The following is a 16648-nucleotide window of genomic DNA, read 5'->3' as shown; positions in this document are numbered from 1 at the left end:
GTTACATCAAGTCTTATCGACTCATGCCGGGTGAGTTGTCGCGCTCGATCTTCTGCGCCTTGGCCTGCTCCTGCTGGCGTACAGGCTCGCGCCCTTCCAGCTTCTCCCACTGCTGGCGGTACTTCCCAAGCTCGGCGGCTTGCCGGTCGCCTGCGGCGCTGTAGGCATAGCGGGCGGTGCGCTGCGCGTAGTCGTTCCAGTCGCGCCCCTCGTCCTTCTGCCGGGTGGCCGGGGCGCACTGGCGGATAGCGCCCTCGATGGCGGCTTGATCGTGGCCGGTAACGCGCATCCGCACGGCAATCATGGAATCCACGCGGGACAAGTCCACCTCGCCGCCACGCTGCCGCTTGATCACGTCGCGGTAATGCCGCTGGTAAGCGTCGATCGCGCTGCCGCTGGCCGCTGCAAGCTCCAAGGCGGGCTTGGCTTTGCTGCGTTCTGGCTGCTGCGCCTTCAAGGCGGCCTGACGCTGATACTCGGCGTCGATCTGGCTGGACAGGGCCAGCGCCTTGACGCACTCGCGGCGCTCGGCCTTGAGCAAGCGCACTTCGGGATAGCTGCCGTCCTCGCGCTGGTGCTTGGGCTTGCGATTCTCGTAGCCGGGTGCGCGGTGCGGGTGGATGGCTCCCGATAGCTTCGGGTCGCCGTATTCACGGTTCAGGGCATCGCTCAGCCGGTTGCCCACGTCCTTGTCGTGGGCCGTCCCCAGCTTCGGCACGGTGATGATGGCCTGATAGTTGCCGGGGCTTGATTCCAGCACAACGGCGGGCCGGTAGCCGTCACGGATAAGCCGCTCCAGCTTCTCCCGGTTCATGTCGTCGATGAGGATGTGATGCTTCTTGTCCGATAGTGGCGTGTAGTAGAGGTTTTCGCCCCGGCGCTGTAGGCGCAGCATCTCCGGCGTGCGCTGCTCGATCTCCTGCGGCGTGAAGCCCCGCGTGATGCCGTCCTTCTTGTCGAGGATGAAGGTTTGCTTCCTTCCGTCTGCCTGCATCTTGATGGACGTTACCCGGTAGCGCTCCGCGCCTACCGCTTCCGCGTACAGCTCAAACTGCTTTAGCTGCTCCGATTTCATCGCCTGCGCCCTCTCCTGCTGTATCCGCTGCCGCTCCTGCTGGATGCGCTCCTGAAGCTCAGGATTCGTGATCTTGAAACCGTGCTCTGCTGCTAACTTCGCGCACATGGCCTTGTATTCGTCGTTCCCGGTTACGGTGAAGCTGCCCCACTTCTGCGCCGATAGCTGCAAGGCGGCAAGCGTGCTGTCCCGGTTGCGCCAGTCGTGAATATCGATGCTTTTTCCCTTGTCCACGAAAGACACACCCCCGCCCGCCCCCGCTTCTTCCTTCCGGCTGTAATGCACCTGCTGGCCCACGATTTCAGGCTGATAGGCGCGGATGTCTCGCGGCGTCGGCGGCTCGCCGCTCGCGCCCTCGATGCGCTGCGGCTCGCTGGCGCGGTGCCGCCACTGCTCGGCAAGCTCCGGGCTTTTCTGCATCCGCTGCCACTGCTCCAGGTCGGGATAGGGCCGGAACTGCTGCCGGTGCTGCTCGCGCTGCTTCTGGTGCTTCTCTTTCAAGGCTGCTTTCTCTGCGGCCTGCTCGGCGGCAATCACGCTGCGCATGGCGTTGAGCACTTCGCCCTTACCCTTCCAGTTGCCGCGCATGAGTTCATCGCGGCGGGCTTTCTGCTGCTCGGCAATCTGCTTGCGCTCCTGCTCCTGCCGCTTGTCCAGTGCCAGCTTGGCCGCGTTCTTTTCCGCGTAGTGCGCCTTGCGCCCGGTGATGTAATCCTTCCATCCCGGCACGTCTGGCTTGATCGGCTCTGGCTCGCGCTGTGCTACCTGCTGACGCTGCGGCGGCGGCTGGTAAGCTCCGAGTCGCTTTTGTAACTTGGATAGGCTCGCGTCCCGGTCTGCGCTGCTGGCCTTCACGCCAACATCACCGACAAAGAGCGTCGCCCCGCTGCCTGTTTTCTCGTAGCGCATCCCCTTGGCTGCTAACTCGCGGTGCAACTGCTCCCACGTCTGCGCCTTTTTGATGATCGGTGCGCCGTCCTCAATGGCGATGCGTTCGGCGGATTTCTCCCCGGTGCGGTTTTCCATGTCGCGCTTCGGCTGGGCTGGCTGGCGCGGCTTGTCCTTGTCGATGTGCTCCCGGCCTAACTCACCATTCTCCAACACCTGATAACGCCCGTTCTGCTCACGCTGCCAGCCTTGTGCGTTCTCGATTCGTGCTATCGCCTTGTGCGCTGCCTCAATGTCGAAGCCGTTATTGATCTTCACCACCTTGAGCGTTTCAGGATGCACGCGGTTGATGGCAAGGTGCAGGTGCAAGTTGTCCGTGTCGGCGTGCAAACCATAGATGGCTTGATGGTCTTTAACACCTAGCTCATCCATGAAAATGCTTACCGCTTCTTCGACCTGCTCCGGGCTGGGCTGCTCGCCTTCTCGCCAACTCAGGACATAGTGATTGATCGTGTCCTTGCTTCGCACTGCCTCTTGTGACAAGGCAATCATTTCTGCCGTCTGGCTCTGTGGTTCATCGGTGATGAATCCACGCGCCCCGGCATGGATGCACTTCTCCTGCGAGTTCTCACGCTCCGGCTCGCGGATGTAGTCGGTTAGGCGAGAAACGCGAACCGCCTTGCTTGCTGCCTTCTGCGGGTTCTTAACCTTCTTGACGATCACGGCTCAGTTTCCCGATGTAGGCTTTCAGGGCCACAAGTGCCCCGGCTGTGTCCTTGTTGTAAATGCCTCCGCTTTCGTTGTGGATGTGCTTGAGCAATCCACCGATGCGCCGCAGCTCCTTGAGCATCACAGCGTCAGCGTTGGCAATGATCGGCCTGCCGAAGTAGCGGCGGCGGACAAGCTCGGACATGCTCAACCCGGCAAGGTCGGCATCCTCTTTCAAGCGGGCCTTCTCCGCTGCGGTCAGCCGTACATTGATAACGGCGTCCAGCGGTTCCGGCCCCTGCGTTTCAAATGGCATCGTGTCTCCTTCTCGCCGGGGCGGGGGGCGGGGTGTGTCTTGGACAGTAAGAAGCGAGAGCGCCGCACTGTCCGGGGTCAAGGGGATACCCCTTGCAGGATAAGCCAGACCGTGAGAAGCGAAGCGCCGAATGGGCAGGCGTCCGTTGGAACCACGTGGCGAAGCCATGTGTGTTACAACGGTCATCCTGTATTGCTCATCCGCTCTACTATCGTATCAGCAGTTTAGGTGCACGGGACGCACTTTGCAACAAGCACAAATGGCGCTATGCTGTCAACTCCGCAACAAGTAAGCAAAGGAGTTAGCACGATGAAGCATACGACAGAACAGCTAGAGGCTATCGCTGCAAAGCTGCGAGAGATGCCGCCAGTCGAGAAAAAGAAGCAAGAGCACAGCAAGCAAGATGCCGTGCGCATACTCTCGAAGGAAATCGCCTTGTTGCAAAAGCGTGGATACACGCTTGACCAGATTTCCGAGACGCTGCGCGGTGAAGGTCTGAGCATCGCAACTCCAACACTCAAGAGCTACTTGCAGAGAGCAAAGCCAGCGAAAAAAGCTCCGGTGCACGCACCGGGAGACACACCCCGCCCCCGCCCCGCCGTCAAGAAGCCTGCGGATACATCAAAGGCGACATTCACCCCGAAACCTGACAGCGACGACATTTAAGGAGTAAGCAACATGGCGAAAAGCATTTACCTGATCGGTGGCAGCAAGGGCGGCGTTGGCAAGTCGCTTGTCACGATGGCAACGGTTGATTACCTGCAAGAGCGCGGCGAAAGCGTCTTGCTGATTGAGTCTGACACCTCTAACCCGGACGTATGGAAAGCCTATAAAGAAAGCACGGAAACGGAGCTTATCAATCTGGATGAGGCGGACGGATGGATTCAGCTAGTGAACTTGTGCGATAGCAAGCCGGATAGCGTCGTGGTAATCAACACGGCAGCACGGAATAACAAGGGCGTGAGCGCCTACGGTGAAACACTGAATAGCACGCTTGAAGAACTCAAGCGGAAGCTGGTCACGCTGTGGGTGATTAACCGCCAACGGGATAGCCTCGAACTGCTCAAGGAATACATGGACGCAATTCCGAATGCGGATGTTCATGTGGTACGCAATGGACACTTCGGGGAAGAAAATAAGTTCGAGCTTTACAACGGCTCCAAGCTGCGCACGGCGGTAGAGGAACGCGGCGGGAAATCGGTGACATTCCCGGACATGGCCGACCGTGTGAGCGATGACATTTACAGCAAGCGCATGAGCATTGCGGTAGCACTCAAGGAATTGCCCATTGGCAACCGTGCGGAGCTTACGCGGTGGCGCAACGAGGCCAAAAAGGTATTGGAGGCCGTAGTCCATGAGTGACCTAGACGACAGCTTTGCAAAGCTGCTCGGCAGGCAACCTAGTGACGCGGAGCGGCAAAGTCTTTACCGGGTTCGGGATGCACTCGGCCTGAAAAACAATGATGCGCTGTGGCTGGTGCTCATGGCCTTGCAACACTACCAAGGCCAGTATGAGAAGTTCCCGCAAGCGATAGCACAAGCAGCCAAAGATACCTTGGTCAATTTCAAGGTAACGGCGGATGCAACCGTGAAAGCATCAGCGGAAGCAGCCAAGGCGGATTTGGCGCAAGCGGTAGCAGCAGCAGCGCAAGAGGTCGCGCACAACACATCAGCAAAGCAGATGTGGCAGTGGGCGGCGGGCTGCATCGCCGTGGCCTTCCTGTGCGTCGGCCTGTTCGGCTGGTACATGCACAGCAGCGGCAAGGATTCGGGCTATCAGGCCGGATACGGCGCCGGATACGGCGCGGGATACACCGAAGCCAAGGACGAGAAAGCGGCGGCGGCATGGGCCAACACGCCAGAGGGGCGCTTGGCCTACCGCTTCGCTCAAACGGGAAGCCTCGCCAGCTTGGCGAAGTGCGATAGGCCGGGGTGGTACGTCGAAAAAGGCGTGTGCTACGTCAAGCCCGCATCGGATGGCACCTACGGATGGAGGTTGCCATGAGAATCAAGATCAAAGGAGAAATCACGGCAGAACGCCTAGCGGAAGCACTGCACGCAGCAGCAGAAAAATACGAAGCTGTGAGGCCGGGGCACAAGGTCTATGGGGCCAATCTTTACCTCACGGCATTCGATGCGGATGGTCTGCCTTTCGATCTGGTAGACCATCGCGGCGAACCGCTTTCGATCACCATCGAGGCCAAGTCTGGCGAACTGGTAAAACCAGCACTCACAGCAGAGGGTGAAGCACGCCGACAGAAAGCCAAAGAGGAAGCACGAAGGCAAGCTGAAGAAGCGGAAGCTGAAGCACAGCGCAGACACAGGCAAACCTTAGACGAATACGAACAGGAGCGGCAAAAACGACGGAAAAAGGAAGCCGAAGCAAGAAAGCAATTTGAGGACGCGAACGCAATCACTGCCGAACTCTTGAAAACCATGCCGGAACGCTTCATCGACGAACTGAACAAAACCGTGCAAGGCGTTTGGGACGACCTCAAGCCAACCGAAACGCAAGGCAAGAAGAAGGGCCAGCCGAAAGCACTACCAGTCTTTTCCGTCCATGCGGACGGCCTGTTGCTCTCCGTCGAGACATGGAAGAACCCACGCCGGGTGCTCAATCCGCTTTGCACACTTCAGCACGGAAAAATAGCCCCATTCTGGATGCACGAAGCGTGGTTAGAAGCCATGTGTGGGATGCGAATAAAGATTCATCCGTACAAATAAAGTCTCATTCTTTGAAATAGAGTTTCATCCTAAAACAGAGGGCAAAGCCTCCTGCGGGACGGTGGCCACTTTCGGCCCTGCCGGTCGCCGTCCGTTCGTGCGGCGCTGCAAGTATCGCAGCACACCCAGCGTCATGCGGGCGTCGGCAAGGGCGCGGTGTGCGCCGTCTTCTGCCACGCCGCAGTCGGTCGCAGCCTCGATCAGCTTCAACCATCGCCAGCGGTCGCGGCTCCGGTCGTACTCTCCATGCCACTCGGCATACATCAGCATCGCGCAAGCGGTCGTCAACACTGGCGCGGTGATTCCGTGTATCTGATAGGTCTGCCGCAGCAAGCGCGCATCAAAAGCGACGTTGTAGGCAACGACGGTTCGGCCAGCAACGGCGGCGGCGTACTGCTCGGCCACCTCGGGCCAGCTCGGCGCACTGGCCACCATGGCGTCGGTGATTTTGTGAATCGCTGTCGCCTCGACCGGGATTGGCCGGGTCGGGCGTACCAGCGTGTCGAGGATCGGTGCGCCGGTCACGTCGAGTATGGTTATCTCGCAAATCTCGGCGTCATCACCGAGGCCGGTGGTTTCGGTGTCGAGCACAATGCAGCCTGCGGCGATCAGGTCTTTTGCCTGCGCTGCGACGTGCTGGCGACGGACTTGGGCACGCCCAGGCATCCAGCGCCACGGCACGCACTCGGCTGGGTTGTACACATCATAAGCCCCCTGACCTTGCCAGACACTGCCAGCGGGCTTGGTGTTTAGTCCCGGCATGAGGCGGAGGCGTTCCTTGAGGTGCTTACGGCATAGAAGCCCCTTGGCCTCTGCTTCGGTCGGGGTGAGGTGTTTTCGGGTTTTGGGCATACGCCCCCCTTGTTGGTGTCTCAGTCCCGGCGGTAGTGGGCGACGATTCAGACGCTCGAAAGTATGAGACTTTATTTTCACGATTCAGGCCGCGCCCAATGCCACGCGATCCTTTCAGAATGACACTTTACCCGCCTGCCAAGCCTGAGTCTTTCAAAACAGTCCTGAAAATTGGCGTAGCTTAGGATGGGACTTTATTTGCATCCCACAGCTTCGCTGTCTGCGGCCTCTCTCGCCCACCATGCAGGCCGGGCGGCTGCGGATGACAGCGCCCCCACGGCCCACAATGCAAGCTCCTGATCGCCCAGGTTCGCAGCCTGCACGATCACCGCCCCAAGCTGCCGCAACTCATCGGACAGCGCCTGAAATTCTGCGGCGCTTGGCATCACTCGCCCCCCTTCCCTTTCGGTGCCTTCGTGGCCTTCTCGGCGGCCTCGGCTTTGTCCTGCTGCCGTTGCAGCGCCTCAAGCTGCCCGGTAAGTCGTGCGGCCTGCTCGCGGGCCTCTGCTGCCACCTTGCGAGCCTCGTCACGCTCGGCCTGCGTCTGCCGGGTTTCCTGCGCTGCTGCGGCGCGGGCGGTGTCGTGGGCCTGTGCAGCCTTGGCGGCCTGCTGCTCGATCTGCTCGGCGCGGGCCTCTGCGCGGCTCACACGGTCGGCGCACGCCTCCAGCTTGGCGGCCAGCACGGCGGCCTGTTGTTCGGTGGCGGTGCGGCCCTGCTGTGCCTCGGCCAGTGCGGCGCGTAGGCGCTCAAGCTCGGCGGCCTGCTCGCTCACGCGCTCGGCCTGCGCCTCGATCTTGTGCCGGGCGGTTGCCACCTCCAGCCGGGCAGACTCTGCCGCCTGCTGCTCGCGCTCGATGCGCTGCTGCGCCTCGGCCAAGTCGGCGGCCTGCTGGGCGGCTTTGCCTGCCAGCGTGTCGCGCTCAGTGGTCAGCACGGCCACCTGCTCGGCCAGCTCGTCGCGTTCGCCTTCCAGCACCTCGCCAGCGGCGGCCAGTTCGGCGGCCTCCGCCTGCGCCTGCACCAGACGGCCCTCGATCTCGCCGCGTGCCCGCGATGCGGCCCGCTCGATCTCGGCGGCAATGGCAGCGGTCAGCGCCTGCGGCAGTTCCGGCGCAGCGGCTGCGGCCACCGGGCGGGCCTCGCGCCACGCGGTCAAGTGCTTGTGAATAGTGTTCGGGCTGCCGGTGTCGCCCAGCTTCTCCCGCACCGCCCGGATGGTCGGCTGCTGACCCTCGCCTGCCAGCGCATCAGCGACGGCGGCGACCTGCTCAAAAGTGATGCCCTGACGTGCCATGATCGTTGCTCCTTTCGTACCATATCAGCGTAAATCGTACCAATACAGATATGATACGCAATACAGATACGATATGCGAGCGGTTTTCGTAACGTACCGCTGCCCGGTCGGCTGCTCGTTTTTGGTGAAACACCGTGCTGACGCCTCGCCTTCGGCTCGTTGTCGGCCAGAAACGGGCCTACAGCGCGTTTTGAGAGGGTAAGAAAGGGGGCAGGACGAAGGGCGAAGACCGCTACCCTGCCCCCAGAGCCTCACGGCGGCGAGTGGCCTCCGGCGGCCCTGCCGGGGGCATCTTGCAAACACGATCAAGGCGACAGCCGTTTGACCGCATCCACAAATGACAATCTGAACAGGTGCATGGTCAGGTCGATGGCACCGCCGCCCTGCTCTTTCCGCGTGTCGTACCACTTCGGCCCGGTCGCCAGTAGCTCAACACCGCCGCCACCAATGGACACATTCAGCCGCACCGTAGCTTTGTCCTTGGGGTTTGGGGAGCAATGGAACCAAAAACCAACGTAAGCTCTGAATCCCACCGTAAAGGGGCTTTCCGATCTCCAGCTCACCCGCCAGGCATTACTCTCTGATCAGTGCCTCGATGATCGGGCAGATCGTTCCGCCGTCTCCCGCATCACATTGCTGCACCAGTTCGCCTAACAGTTGCTGCATGACGACCAAGTCGGCCATCTTCTGCTCGATCAACGCGAGCTTGCGTGCAGCCCGTGCTCGCGTTTCGGCACAGGCGCACGACTCATCCAGCGTCAGCAGTCCACCGACTTCCGAGAGCGTGAAACCCAGCGCCTGAGCCCGCTTGATGAAACGCAGTCGCTTCACCATGTCCACCGGATAGCGCCGATGGCCACCCAAGGGTTTGGCTGGTTCATCCAGCAGCCCGCGTCGCTGGTAGTAGCGGATCGTCTCGACGTTCACCCCGGCGGCGTCTGCCAGCTTGCCAATGGTCAGCTCTGTGGCCATCACTTTCTCCTTGATTCCGTACTTTGGTACGGAGTTTAGAATAGCACCTAGGCAATCAGGCTCAGGAGATGGGAATGGGGATGCAACTCACCGGGAAAGGCTCGCTGGTCGCGAGTTCGCTGACCGCCATCGGTGCGTCGGTGTGCTGTGTCGGGCCACTGGTGCTGTTGGCACTCGGTGTCGGCGGTACGTGGGTGGGCGCTCTGACCATGATGGGGTCGCTTCAGAATTCGGAAATTAAAGCACGTTAAGAGATCCGATACCCAGCAACTGCGCGGCTTTGCGCAAGCTGCCAACCCCTAGAAACAGCATTTTCGTGGTTCTCGAAACTCGGCTGTTTCAGCCGTGCAATATGAGAGTGGTTTTCGAGAAAGCAACATGCCATACCAGCACTAGCGCGGATCTGATTCTCATTGAAGCCTCTCAAAAACGATCGTTTGCGAGAAGCTAGACCATGCCAGCGGCTTACCGTACGATTTTTTCCGTTTTCTGAGGTGACCCCATGATGGAGCCACTACGCCCCCTCTTCATCGGGTTGACTCTACTGTTCCTGGGATTGGCATTCCGCAAGCTCTACCTGGTGCCACAGGTTTGTACGCCAGGTACACCCTGCGCCGATCCGCGCACGCTCGTGCGACAGCGACTCGTGTTCTGGATCGTCAGCGTGCTGCTGCTCGGCCTATTGGCCGTGCCGTGGCTCGCCCCGCTGTTCTACTGAAGGAGATTAACCATGCGCAAACTGCTGATCGCCGTGCTTTTCGCCTTGCCCTTCGTGGCGCTGGCGGCTCCCCCGAAAACCGTCACGCTCGACGTGCAGAACATGACGTGCGGACTCTGTCCGATCACGGTCAAGAAGTCGCTGGAGAAGGTGTCCGGCGTGAGTGACGTCCAGGTCAATTTCGACCAGAAGACGGCGACCGTCACCTACGATCCCGATAAGGCCCAGCCCGAGGCACTGACTGAGGCGACCGCGAACGCGGGATACCCCTCCACAGTGCAGAAGTGAGGTCACGATGAGCGCCATTGTCCTTGAGTCCGTGCTGACTTGCCCGCGCTGCGGCTTCGCCAAGCCGGAAACCATGCCCACGGACGCCTGCCAGTTCTATTACGAGTGCAGCAACTGCAAGGCGCTGCTGCGCCCCAACCCAGGGGATTGCTGCGTTTTCTGTTCGTTCGGCTCGGTGAAGTGCCCGCCGATCCAGCAGCAGCTTGGGTGTTGCTCATAGCGTTTAGGGGGATCACAGGTCGTCGTCTGGATTACGCAGTGGCCGCAGCTCGCCGCGCGCAACTTCTTCCGGTACCGCAAAGGAATACCGCCCGAGCATGTTGATGTGCTCGTAGATCAGCGGCGATAGCCGGGCCAAATCCTCTTCCAGCACTGGATAGCCGTGCTGCTTGAGCCGTTCCACGGCCGCCGTCATGTAGAGGGTGTTCCACAGCACGATGATGTTCACCACCAGGCCCAGAGCACCGAGCTGGTCTTCCTGGCCTTCGCGGTAGCGCTGGCGGAGCTCGCCGCGTTTGCCGTGGAACACGGCGCGGGCCAGGCTGTGCCGGCCTTCGCCTCGGTTCAACTGGGTCAGGGTGGCGCGGCGCTTGGACTCGTCGTCGATATAGGTCAACGTGTGCAGAGTCTTTTCGATCCGCCCGAATTCGGCCAGCGCCTGGGCCAGCCGGGTGGGTCTATCTCCCGTTTGCAGCGTGCGCATGATGCCAGTCGCCGGCACCCGGCCGAGTTTGAGCGAGCCGGCCAGGCGCAGCAGGTCGTCCCAGTGCTCGGCGATCAGGTCGAGTTTGACCGACTGGCGGGCCAGCCCGTTGAGCTTGCCGTAGTCCGCGTCCGGGCGCGTGCGCCAGAAGCGGGTACCGCCGACATCGGCCAGCCGCGGACTGAAGTGGTAGCCAAGTAGGCGGAAGAGCCCGAACACCACATCGCTGTAGGCCCCGGTGTCGGTCATGATTTGCGTCGGCTGCAACTCGGTCTGCTGTTCCAGCACGACCGCCAGCAACACCAGGCTGTCGCGCAGCGTGCCGGGCACGGTGATGGCGTTGAGGCCGGAGAATTGGTCGGAAATCAGGTTGTACCAGGTGACACCCCGGCCGGTGCCGAAATACTTCGGATTGGGGCCGGCATGCACGGTGCGCACCGGTACGACGAAGCGCATGCCATCGGCGGAGGCGACCTCGCCGCCACCCCAGACTTGGGCCAGTTCCAGTTGGCTTTGCGCTCCGACCAGGATGGCGTTAGCCGCTGACAGGGTGTCGTCGCGGATATAATTCTGGCTGACCCAGGACAGCCGGTCACGGCGCAGCGCCGGGTTGTCGGTGCGGATCAAGGGCTCCAGGCCGGTGTTGCAGGCCCCGCCCAACAGCACCGCGCAGAGGCTGGTGACCAGGTTGTCGGCGCGTGCATTGCGTTCGGAGACATGGGTGAAGGCCTCGGAAAAGCCAGTGCGGGCGGCGATTTCCAAGAGGATTTCCGGCAGATCGACACGCGGCATCAGGTCAGACACGGCCGCCCGCAGTTGCAGCAACGAGCAGGGCTCGTCCAGCTTGTCCAGCGCCCCGAGCGACAGTTCGGTCTTGCCCTCGGTGTTCTCGCTCAGTTGAATCGCCGGGTTGTCGGGCAGGCGCGCGGCTACTGCCAGCCAGGTTGCATCCAGCTCGACGGACAAGGCGTCCAGGGTGGTTTTGGCGTCGATGGTCAGGCCCAGTGACCGGCAGATGATCGGTCGCGCCGCCAGCCATTCGGCACCGTCGAGCAGGCCAAGACGCGGGTCGGCATAGCGCCAACTGGGCGAGACGAAGACATCGTGGCGGCGCAGGGCCGTGCGCAGCGCATCGAGCGTGCAGAACACATAGGCACCCATGTCGAGGGAGCCATCTTCGCGGGTGATGTGCTTCTGCCAAGCCTTGGCCACGATCTCCTGCGGCGCGTCATCCTCTGGCTTCCGGCGCGGCAGGTTCAGTTGCAGCCACTCCAGACTAGCCGCCACGCCCTTGCCGGCCGGGCTGAAGCCGAAGCGGATGTGCTTGAGCAGGTCGGGCAGGAAGCGGCGCACGCTGCGGTAGCGCGCTTCCAATGCAAGAAAATAGACGTCATCTACCGGGCGGATCAGCGCGTTGACCTCTTCCAGGGCCTTTTCCAGGGTGGTCCTCGGCAGGTCGTTGAACAGCCGGGCGCGCACGTTGTCATCGCTGATCGAGCTGTCCAGCACGACCTTGCACGCGGCGGCGAGCGTCGCGGCCGACCGATCCAGGTCTTTCAGGCTGCGCATGCGGGCTTTCTTGTCGGCCTTCTCCGCGTTGCTGAACAGGTCGCGCAGCAAGGCCTCCAGGACTTCCAGTGCGTCGTCGTGCGCAGTCGCCTCCAGGCAGAGTGCGAAGGCCACCAGTGTCGCCATCCGCCGCGACGCCGGCAGCCGATTAATCGCGGTGACCTTGGCCGTGTTGGCGAAGCGGGCCAGGGCGGCGATACGGCTGGGAGGGATGTGCGCCGCCGCCGGCAAGGTGATGCCGATGCCGCGCACGTCATCGAGCCGGCGCAGTGCCCGAATCAACGCGGGGCCACTGACCATGACCGGGCCGGAGCGCAATTGATCCAGCCGGGAGCTGCGGTTGCCTTCGGCCACCGTCAGCAAGTCTTGCAGTTGCAATCGCTGTTCCTCAGTCACGCTGCGGCCCAGCGTAAACCAGAGGCGTTCTTCGACCCGACTGCGCAACTGGGCGATAAAGCGCTCTAGTTGAGACACACCAGGCAGGAGGACTTTCTGTGTGAACAGCCACGAGGTGGCTCGCTCAAACAGCACTCCCGGCCGGTCGGTGCCCGTCCAGCAGAGGGCATACAGCCAGCGGCTCAAGCGAAAGCCGATGCCCGGATCGGTGAAATGACGATAGCCAAAGCGGTTCTGAATATCGGTGGCATGTATCCAGCGGCGATGATCGCTATAGCGCTGGAGGCAGTCGGGGTCTGGAATCGCCAGTTGTCGGCAAAGCACCTGCAGGACTTCCACCGGCACGGCGGCGGGCTTGTCCGGCAGAACGCCAACGAAGCGGACGGTGGTCAGCAGAACGGCATAACCCAGACGGTTATGGTTACCCCGCAGCACCTGGATGGCTTCACGGTCTTCATCGCTCAGGTGGAAGTAACGTTCCAGCTCTTCACGGCTGGGCGAATCAACATAGCGGCCAAAACCGTCGCGTTGCTCTTGAGTCAGAAAACCGACCGGCATTGATCACAGCACCTCGACGCAGAACACGGCGGGCGTGACGATCCGCGTGCGTTCGATGTGCCCGCGTTGCAGCAGGCCGGCGCGGCGATCACCGGTTACCAGGTAGTCCGCATCGCCCGCCAAGGCCATGGCCAGCAAAAACGAGTCATCCGGATCATCGGCTTCGACCTCGATGGTCAGGCGCTCCAGTACCACAGCCCGTTGCAGGTTATTGATCATGGCGCCCACCTTGGCGGGCTGTAGGATGGCCTGAAGCTTGGGATAGCGGCTGGCTCGACGAATTTCATCGAGTTGCATCCGCGAGGTCACCACCTCGAAACGCGCCGCCCGCCAGGCACGGTAGATCGCATCGGGCGCGCCATGTGGCGAGATCAGGGCGCTGAACAGGATGTTGGTATCCAACACGACCCGCATCAGCGCTTACGTGCCCAGTCGAGCGCTTCGTCAACCGCGTTGGTCAATTCTGCCTCACTCAGATGGGCGTTAGCGGCCTTGGCCTGCTCAGCGCTCAGCTCCAGGATGTGTGCCCGTACCGCTTCTTCGATGAAGCGCGACAGGTCGCCCTTACGGCCGCCGCCCTGGCTGGCCAGAAACATCCGAAGCGACTGGTCGGTGTCGGCCGAGACGGCGACATTCCAGCGAATGGTATTCATAGCGTTCTCCGCTAATAGGTGTTTGTGTGTTTATACGCCAATCACAAAGGGCGATGCAATGGTTCGACAAAACGAAGGTTTTGCCGAACTCTATCGAGGAATGGCTCGGTTCGTTAAGCTCCCCGCGCTACGGTTCAAATAACTGGTACGCTTAATCAAAGTTCAACTATTACTAACGTAGTCGAGTAAACAGTACTTTTGATGAAGATCGGTTATGCGCGAGTGAGCACTCGGGATCAGAAAGCCGACCTACAAGTCGATGCCCTGAAACAGGCCGGGTGCGAACGCATCTACCAAGACATCGCCAGCGGCGCGAAAAGCGCCCGGCCGGAGTTGGACAAACTGCTGGCCAACGTGCGGCCGGGTGATGCCGTGGTGATCTGGAAGCTGGATCGCCTTGGGCGTTCCCTCAAGCACCTGGTCGAGTTGGTCGGCGAGCTGGCAGAGCGCAAGGTCGGCTTACAGAGCCTGAATGACCCCATCGACACCACCCACGCCCAAGGCCGCCTGGTGTTCAACCTGTTCGCCTCGCTGGCGGAGTTCGAGCGCGAGCTGATCCGCGAGCGGACTCAGGCGGGTCTGTCGGCCGCACGGGCGCGTGGCCGGATCGGTGGCCGTCCCAAGGGCCTGCCAGCCAAGGCTGAGGCCACCGCCATGGCGGCCGAAACCCTCTACCGCGAAGGTCGCCTGAGCGTCAGCGCGATCGGCGAGAAGCTGCACATCTCCAAGAGCACGCTGTACAGCTACCTGCGCCACCGTGGTGTCGAGATCGGCGCGTACCAGAAGAGCGCCAGGTCACGCGACCAGCAGCCTTCGGCCGCGTCGCCGGCAGAGCCGCCCGCCGCCGAGCGGGTGGCCACCGTCACCCTGCGCCTCGCGGTGGTGAATAACAGCAAGTTCGTGCGCGGCCGGAAGCGGGCCACGGAGAACATTGAGCGCTACTGCCTGGAGCCCTATGGCATGAAGCGGCTGGATGCCGGCCACTATGAGTTGACCATTCCGTATCGGAGCGACGATGAGCTGGACAAGAGCGTGCATGACCTGCTGACCGAGATCAGCCAGGAGGCCGACATGCGCAACTGTTTTGTCGAGATGGGCGCCTGGGAAGAAGACACCGAAAAGCGTTGGTAGGGCTTACGTTGGTTTTTGGTTCCATTGCTCCCCAAACCCCTCCTTCACCGGCACAAAGCCAGGTTCACGTTTCCAGTACAGGCCCAGCCGGTCTAGCGTTTCCTGCACCGTCATTGCCCGCAACGAATCCAGCAGCGCGGGCGGAAAGGATCGACGGGCGCGACTCATGACAGCCACCCGATGAACTGGACGAGGGGGCCGCGCCGTTCAGGCGCTACTCAAAGGCAGGCGCTACTCAAAGGCAGGCGCTACTCAAAGGCAGGCGCTACTCAAAGGCAGGCGCTACTCAAAGGCAGGCGCTACTCAAAGGCAGGCGCTACGCGCCGGGCGTAGGCTTCGCCATTAGTAATACGCATGGACTTGGGACACCCGCCCGGAAGGCTCCGCCATTAGTAATACGGACGGACTTTGAACACCTCACGATCAGCCCTCCCCGCCTGTAATACGCATGGACTTGGGACACTCTCCCGGCTCTGCGATGTAGCGCCCGGCAGCGGTCTTGCTAATGCCCATCTGTGCAGCAATGGCCCGCACGCTCAGACCCTGCGCCTTGAGGGCCAAAGCCTGCGCCTGCTTGGCGCTGGCTGCTTCCAGATAGGAAGCACGATCGACAGCCCCAGCGGCACGTCTGCGGGCTTTCTCGCGCTCGCTGTGGCGCTCTGCGGCCATGTCCCGGCTGATGAGCGTGCGCAGCTTGCGCTGCTCGTCGTCGGTGATGTGAAACAGGCTGATAAGCGTGTCGTTCTTGGGCGTGTAGAGCGGCGCAAACTGCTTGCCGCCGAACTCCACCTTTTCCCCGGCTTCGTGGGCCTTGGCCTTGGCGTACAGCGTCATAAGCTCGGCGCTGCGGTAGTTCCACCGTGGGTCAAGCTCACGGGCCAGCGCGGCGGCCTCGTGGTACATCTGGCCGGTGTGCGTCGCACCTGACAGCAGCAGGAAATTCAGCCGCCAAAACAGGTGCTGCATCCGCTCGCCCTCGGCCACGCCGCCGCGCAGCGCGGCCAGCGTGCGCAAGTCCTCCAGACGATCCCACGCCAGTTGCCGCCCGTTGAGCGTGCGCAGGTTGCCGGTTTGGCCGCCCGGCAGCAGCTTGAACTGGCGACGGTCGGCGCGGGCCTTGCGGTCGGCCTCGATGTCCCAGCGGGCCACCGGCAGTAGCGCCTCGGCCAGATACTCGAAGTTGTACCGGATCGGCTCGCCGTCCGGGCCTTGCTCAACGTGGATGACGCGGCAAACCTCGCCGCTCTTGCTGTTCACCGTATTGACCAGCCGCAGCACGCGGCTTGCATCCTTGGCCGCTGGATCAGCGCCCAGCCCGGCCAGACGGTCGATCAGGTAACGCTGGCAGGCATTCCAGCGTGGCAGCGCCTGACGCGGCAAGGTGCCATCCAGCAGCCACTTTGCTTGCACGCCACGGCCAGAGAAAACGAGGATCGACGGCGGCGGCACGCCTTCGTCGTAGCAGCGGAACATGACAGCGGCGGCCAGTTGCTCGGGGCTGCGCCCCTGCGCCCACGGCTCGCGGTAGGTGTCCAGATCGGCGAACAGCAAGCCGATGCGGGCCAAGTTGACCACGCGGCGATTGGGCTTGATGAACTCAGCCTGAGACAGCCAGGTATCCCGGCTGTGGTCGAGCATGGAGAGCACCACGGGCATCTGTGACAGCCGGTAACTGTCCTGCTTCTTGCCGCTGCCCTCGCACGTCGCCATGAGCAACGAGAAAAAGCCCTGCCGGGCTGTGTCGTGATAGCAACCCGCCTCATCGGCTGGGCTGAAAAGTCGTAGCTGTGCCTGTCCCAT

At 61.9% G+C, this 16648-nt stretch carries 19 protein-coding genes and 1 pseudogene; 9 read left to right on the top strand and 11 right to left on the bottom strand.

Annotated elements, in window-relative coordinates; genetic code table 11:
• Window positions 1-13: 13 nt before the first annotated feature.
• Window positions 14-2686 carry a TraI/MobA(P) family conjugative relaxase gene (gene traI, locus ACPW74_RS23300; protein WP_033996285.1) on the bottom strand — a complete coding sequence of 891 codons (2673 nt, stop codon included), beginning with the start codon at window positions 2684-2686 and terminating at the stop codon, window positions 14-16.
• Window positions 2667-2987, bottom strand: coding sequence for a plasmid mobilization protein (locus ACPW74_RS23295; protein WP_021029055.1), 321 nt, complete (start codon window positions 2985-2987; stop codon window positions 2667-2669). The genes traI and ACPW74_RS23295 overlap by 20 nt, the downstream gene beginning before the upstream one ends.
• Window positions 2988-3296: 309 nt before the next feature.
• On the opposite strand from ACPW74_RS23295, the gene ACPW74_RS23290 reads away from it, so the two are divergent.
• The 4 genes from ACPW74_RS23290 to ACPW74_RS23275 are packed head-to-tail and all read left to right on the top strand — an operon-like array spanning window position 3297 to window position 5711.
• Window positions 3297-3653, top strand: coding sequence for a hypothetical protein (locus ACPW74_RS23290; RefSeq protein ID WP_058656681.1), 357 nt, complete (start codon window positions 3297-3299; stop codon window positions 3651-3653).
• A 12-nt stretch (window positions 3654-3665) separates the two neighbouring features.
• A complete protein-coding gene (locus ACPW74_RS23285) occupies window positions 3666-4349 on the top strand; it encodes a mobilization protein (protein ID WP_015060218.1) in 684 nt (227 codons plus the stop codon).
• Complete coding sequence (locus ACPW74_RS23280) at window positions 4342-4992, top strand: DUF6753 family protein (RefSeq protein WP_015060217.1); 651 nt, start codon at window positions 4342-4344, stop codon at window positions 4990-4992. Before ACPW74_RS23285 ends, ACPW74_RS23280 begins: the two co-directional genes overlap by 8 nt.
• Window positions 4989-5711, top strand: a complete 723-nt coding sequence (locus ACPW74_RS23275) for a hypothetical protein (RefSeq protein ID WP_015060216.1) — start codon at window positions 4989-4991, stop codon at window positions 5709-5711. Before ACPW74_RS23280 ends, ACPW74_RS23275 begins: the two co-directional genes overlap by 4 nt.
• Before the next feature lie 24 nt (window positions 5712-5735).
• On the opposite strand, the gene ACPW74_RS23270 is transcribed toward ACPW74_RS23275, so the two are convergent.
• From ACPW74_RS23270 to merR, 4 genes are all read right to left on the bottom strand, one after another.
• Window positions 5736-6563, bottom strand: a complete 828-nt coding sequence (locus tag ACPW74_RS23270) for a 3'-5' exonuclease (protein ID WP_011270172.1) — start codon at window positions 6561-6563, stop codon at window positions 5736-5738.
• Between the two features lie 385 nt (window positions 6564-6948).
• Window positions 6949-7860, bottom strand: a complete 912-nt coding sequence (locus ACPW74_RS23265; protein WP_033996289.1) for a DNA-binding protein — start codon at window positions 7858-7860, stop codon at window positions 6949-6951.
• A 305-nt stretch (window positions 7861-8165) separates the two neighbouring features.
• Window positions 8166-8393 carry a hypothetical protein gene (locus tag ACPW74_RS23260; RefSeq protein WP_045286809.1) on the bottom strand — a complete coding sequence of 76 codons (228 nt, stop codon included), beginning with the start codon at window positions 8391-8393 and terminating at the stop codon, window positions 8166-8168.
• Between the two features lie 40 nt (window positions 8394-8433).
• On the bottom strand, window positions 8434-8832 hold the full coding sequence (gene merR, locus ACPW74_RS23255; RefSeq protein WP_003089120.1) for an Hg(II)-responsive transcriptional regulator: 399 nt from the start codon (window positions 8830-8832) through the stop codon (window positions 8434-8436).
• Window positions 8833-8906: 74 nt separating this feature from the next.
• Here merR and ACPW74_RS23250 point away from each other — a divergent pair, with 74 nt between their 5' ends.
• The 4 genes and pseudogenes from ACPW74_RS23250 (at window position 8907) to ACPW74_RS23235 (ending at window position 10058) form a co-directional block, all read left to right on the top strand.
• The gene (locus ACPW74_RS23250) at window positions 8907-9083 is read left to right on the top strand and encodes a mercuric transporter MerT family protein (protein ID WP_224873767.1); all 177 of its coding nucleotides are present in this window, start codon (window positions 8907-8909) and stop codon (window positions 9081-9083) included.
• A gap of 251 nt (window positions 9084-9334) precedes the next feature.
• A pseudogene (locus ACPW74_RS23245) lies at window positions 9335-9550 on the top strand (mercuric transporter MerT family protein); the annotation flags it as partial.
• A gap of 12 nt (window positions 9551-9562) precedes the next feature.
• Window positions 9563-9838, top strand: coding sequence for a mercury resistance system periplasmic binding protein MerP (gene merP, locus ACPW74_RS23240; RefSeq protein ID WP_003150552.1), 276 nt, complete (start codon window positions 9563-9565; stop codon window positions 9836-9838).
• Window positions 9839-9845: 7 nt separating this feature from the next.
• Window positions 9846-10058, top strand: coding sequence for a GDCCVxC domain-containing (seleno)protein (locus ACPW74_RS23235; protein WP_003089113.1), 213 nt, complete (start codon window positions 9846-9848; stop codon window positions 10056-10058).
• A gap of 12 nt (window positions 10059-10070) precedes the next feature.
• On the opposite strand, the gene ACPW74_RS23230 is transcribed toward ACPW74_RS23235, so the two are convergent.
• Genes ACPW74_RS23230 through ACPW74_RS23220 form a run of 3 tightly spaced genes read right to left on the bottom strand, consistent with a single transcriptional unit; the run spans window position 10071 to window position 13717 of the window.
• Window positions 10071-13064 carry a Tn3 family transposase gene (locus ACPW74_RS23230; protein ID WP_033995769.1) on the bottom strand — a complete coding sequence of 998 codons (2994 nt, stop codon included), beginning with the start codon at window positions 13062-13064 and terminating at the stop codon, window positions 10071-10073.
• A 3-nt stretch (window positions 13065-13067) separates the two neighbouring features.
• Window positions 13068-13478, bottom strand: a complete 411-nt coding sequence (locus ACPW74_RS23225) for a putative toxin-antitoxin system toxin component, PIN family (RefSeq protein WP_003150546.1) — start codon at window positions 13476-13478, stop codon at window positions 13068-13070.
• Window positions 13478-13717, bottom strand: a complete 240-nt coding sequence (locus ACPW74_RS23220; RefSeq protein ID WP_003089107.1) for a ribbon-helix-helix domain-containing protein — start codon at window positions 13715-13717, stop codon at window positions 13478-13480. Before ACPW74_RS23220 ends, ACPW74_RS23225 begins: the two co-directional genes overlap by 1 nt.
• A 201-nt stretch (window positions 13718-13918) precedes the next feature.
• Here ACPW74_RS23220 and ACPW74_RS23215 point away from each other — a divergent pair, with 201 nt between their 5' ends.
• Window positions 13919-14848 (top strand): recombinase family protein, encoded by a 930-nt coding sequence (locus ACPW74_RS23215; protein WP_003150544.1) that lies wholly within the window; start codon window positions 13919-13921, stop codon window positions 14846-14848.
• A 3-nt stretch (window positions 14849-14851) separates the two neighbouring features.
• On the opposite strand, the gene ACPW74_RS23210 is transcribed toward ACPW74_RS23215, so the two are convergent.
• Window positions 14852-15016: a hypothetical protein gene (locus ACPW74_RS23210; protein ID WP_153302083.1), complete on the bottom strand. Its 165-nt coding sequence runs from the start codon at window positions 15014-15016 to the stop codon at window positions 14852-14854.
• A gap of 255 nt (window positions 15017-15271) precedes the next feature.
• Window positions 15272-16648 carry a replication protein gene (locus ACPW74_RS23205; protein ID WP_033996214.1) on the bottom strand — a complete coding sequence of 459 codons (1377 nt, stop codon included), beginning with the start codon at window positions 16646-16648 and terminating at the stop codon, window positions 15272-15274.

This window comes from Aeromonas sp. INTO2, assembly GCF_049860605.1.
Classification (GTDB): domain Bacteria; phylum Pseudomonadota; class Gammaproteobacteria; order Enterobacterales; family Aeromonadaceae; genus Aeromonas; species Aeromonas caviae.
This window is presented reverse-complemented; position numbering and strand designations above follow the sequence as displayed.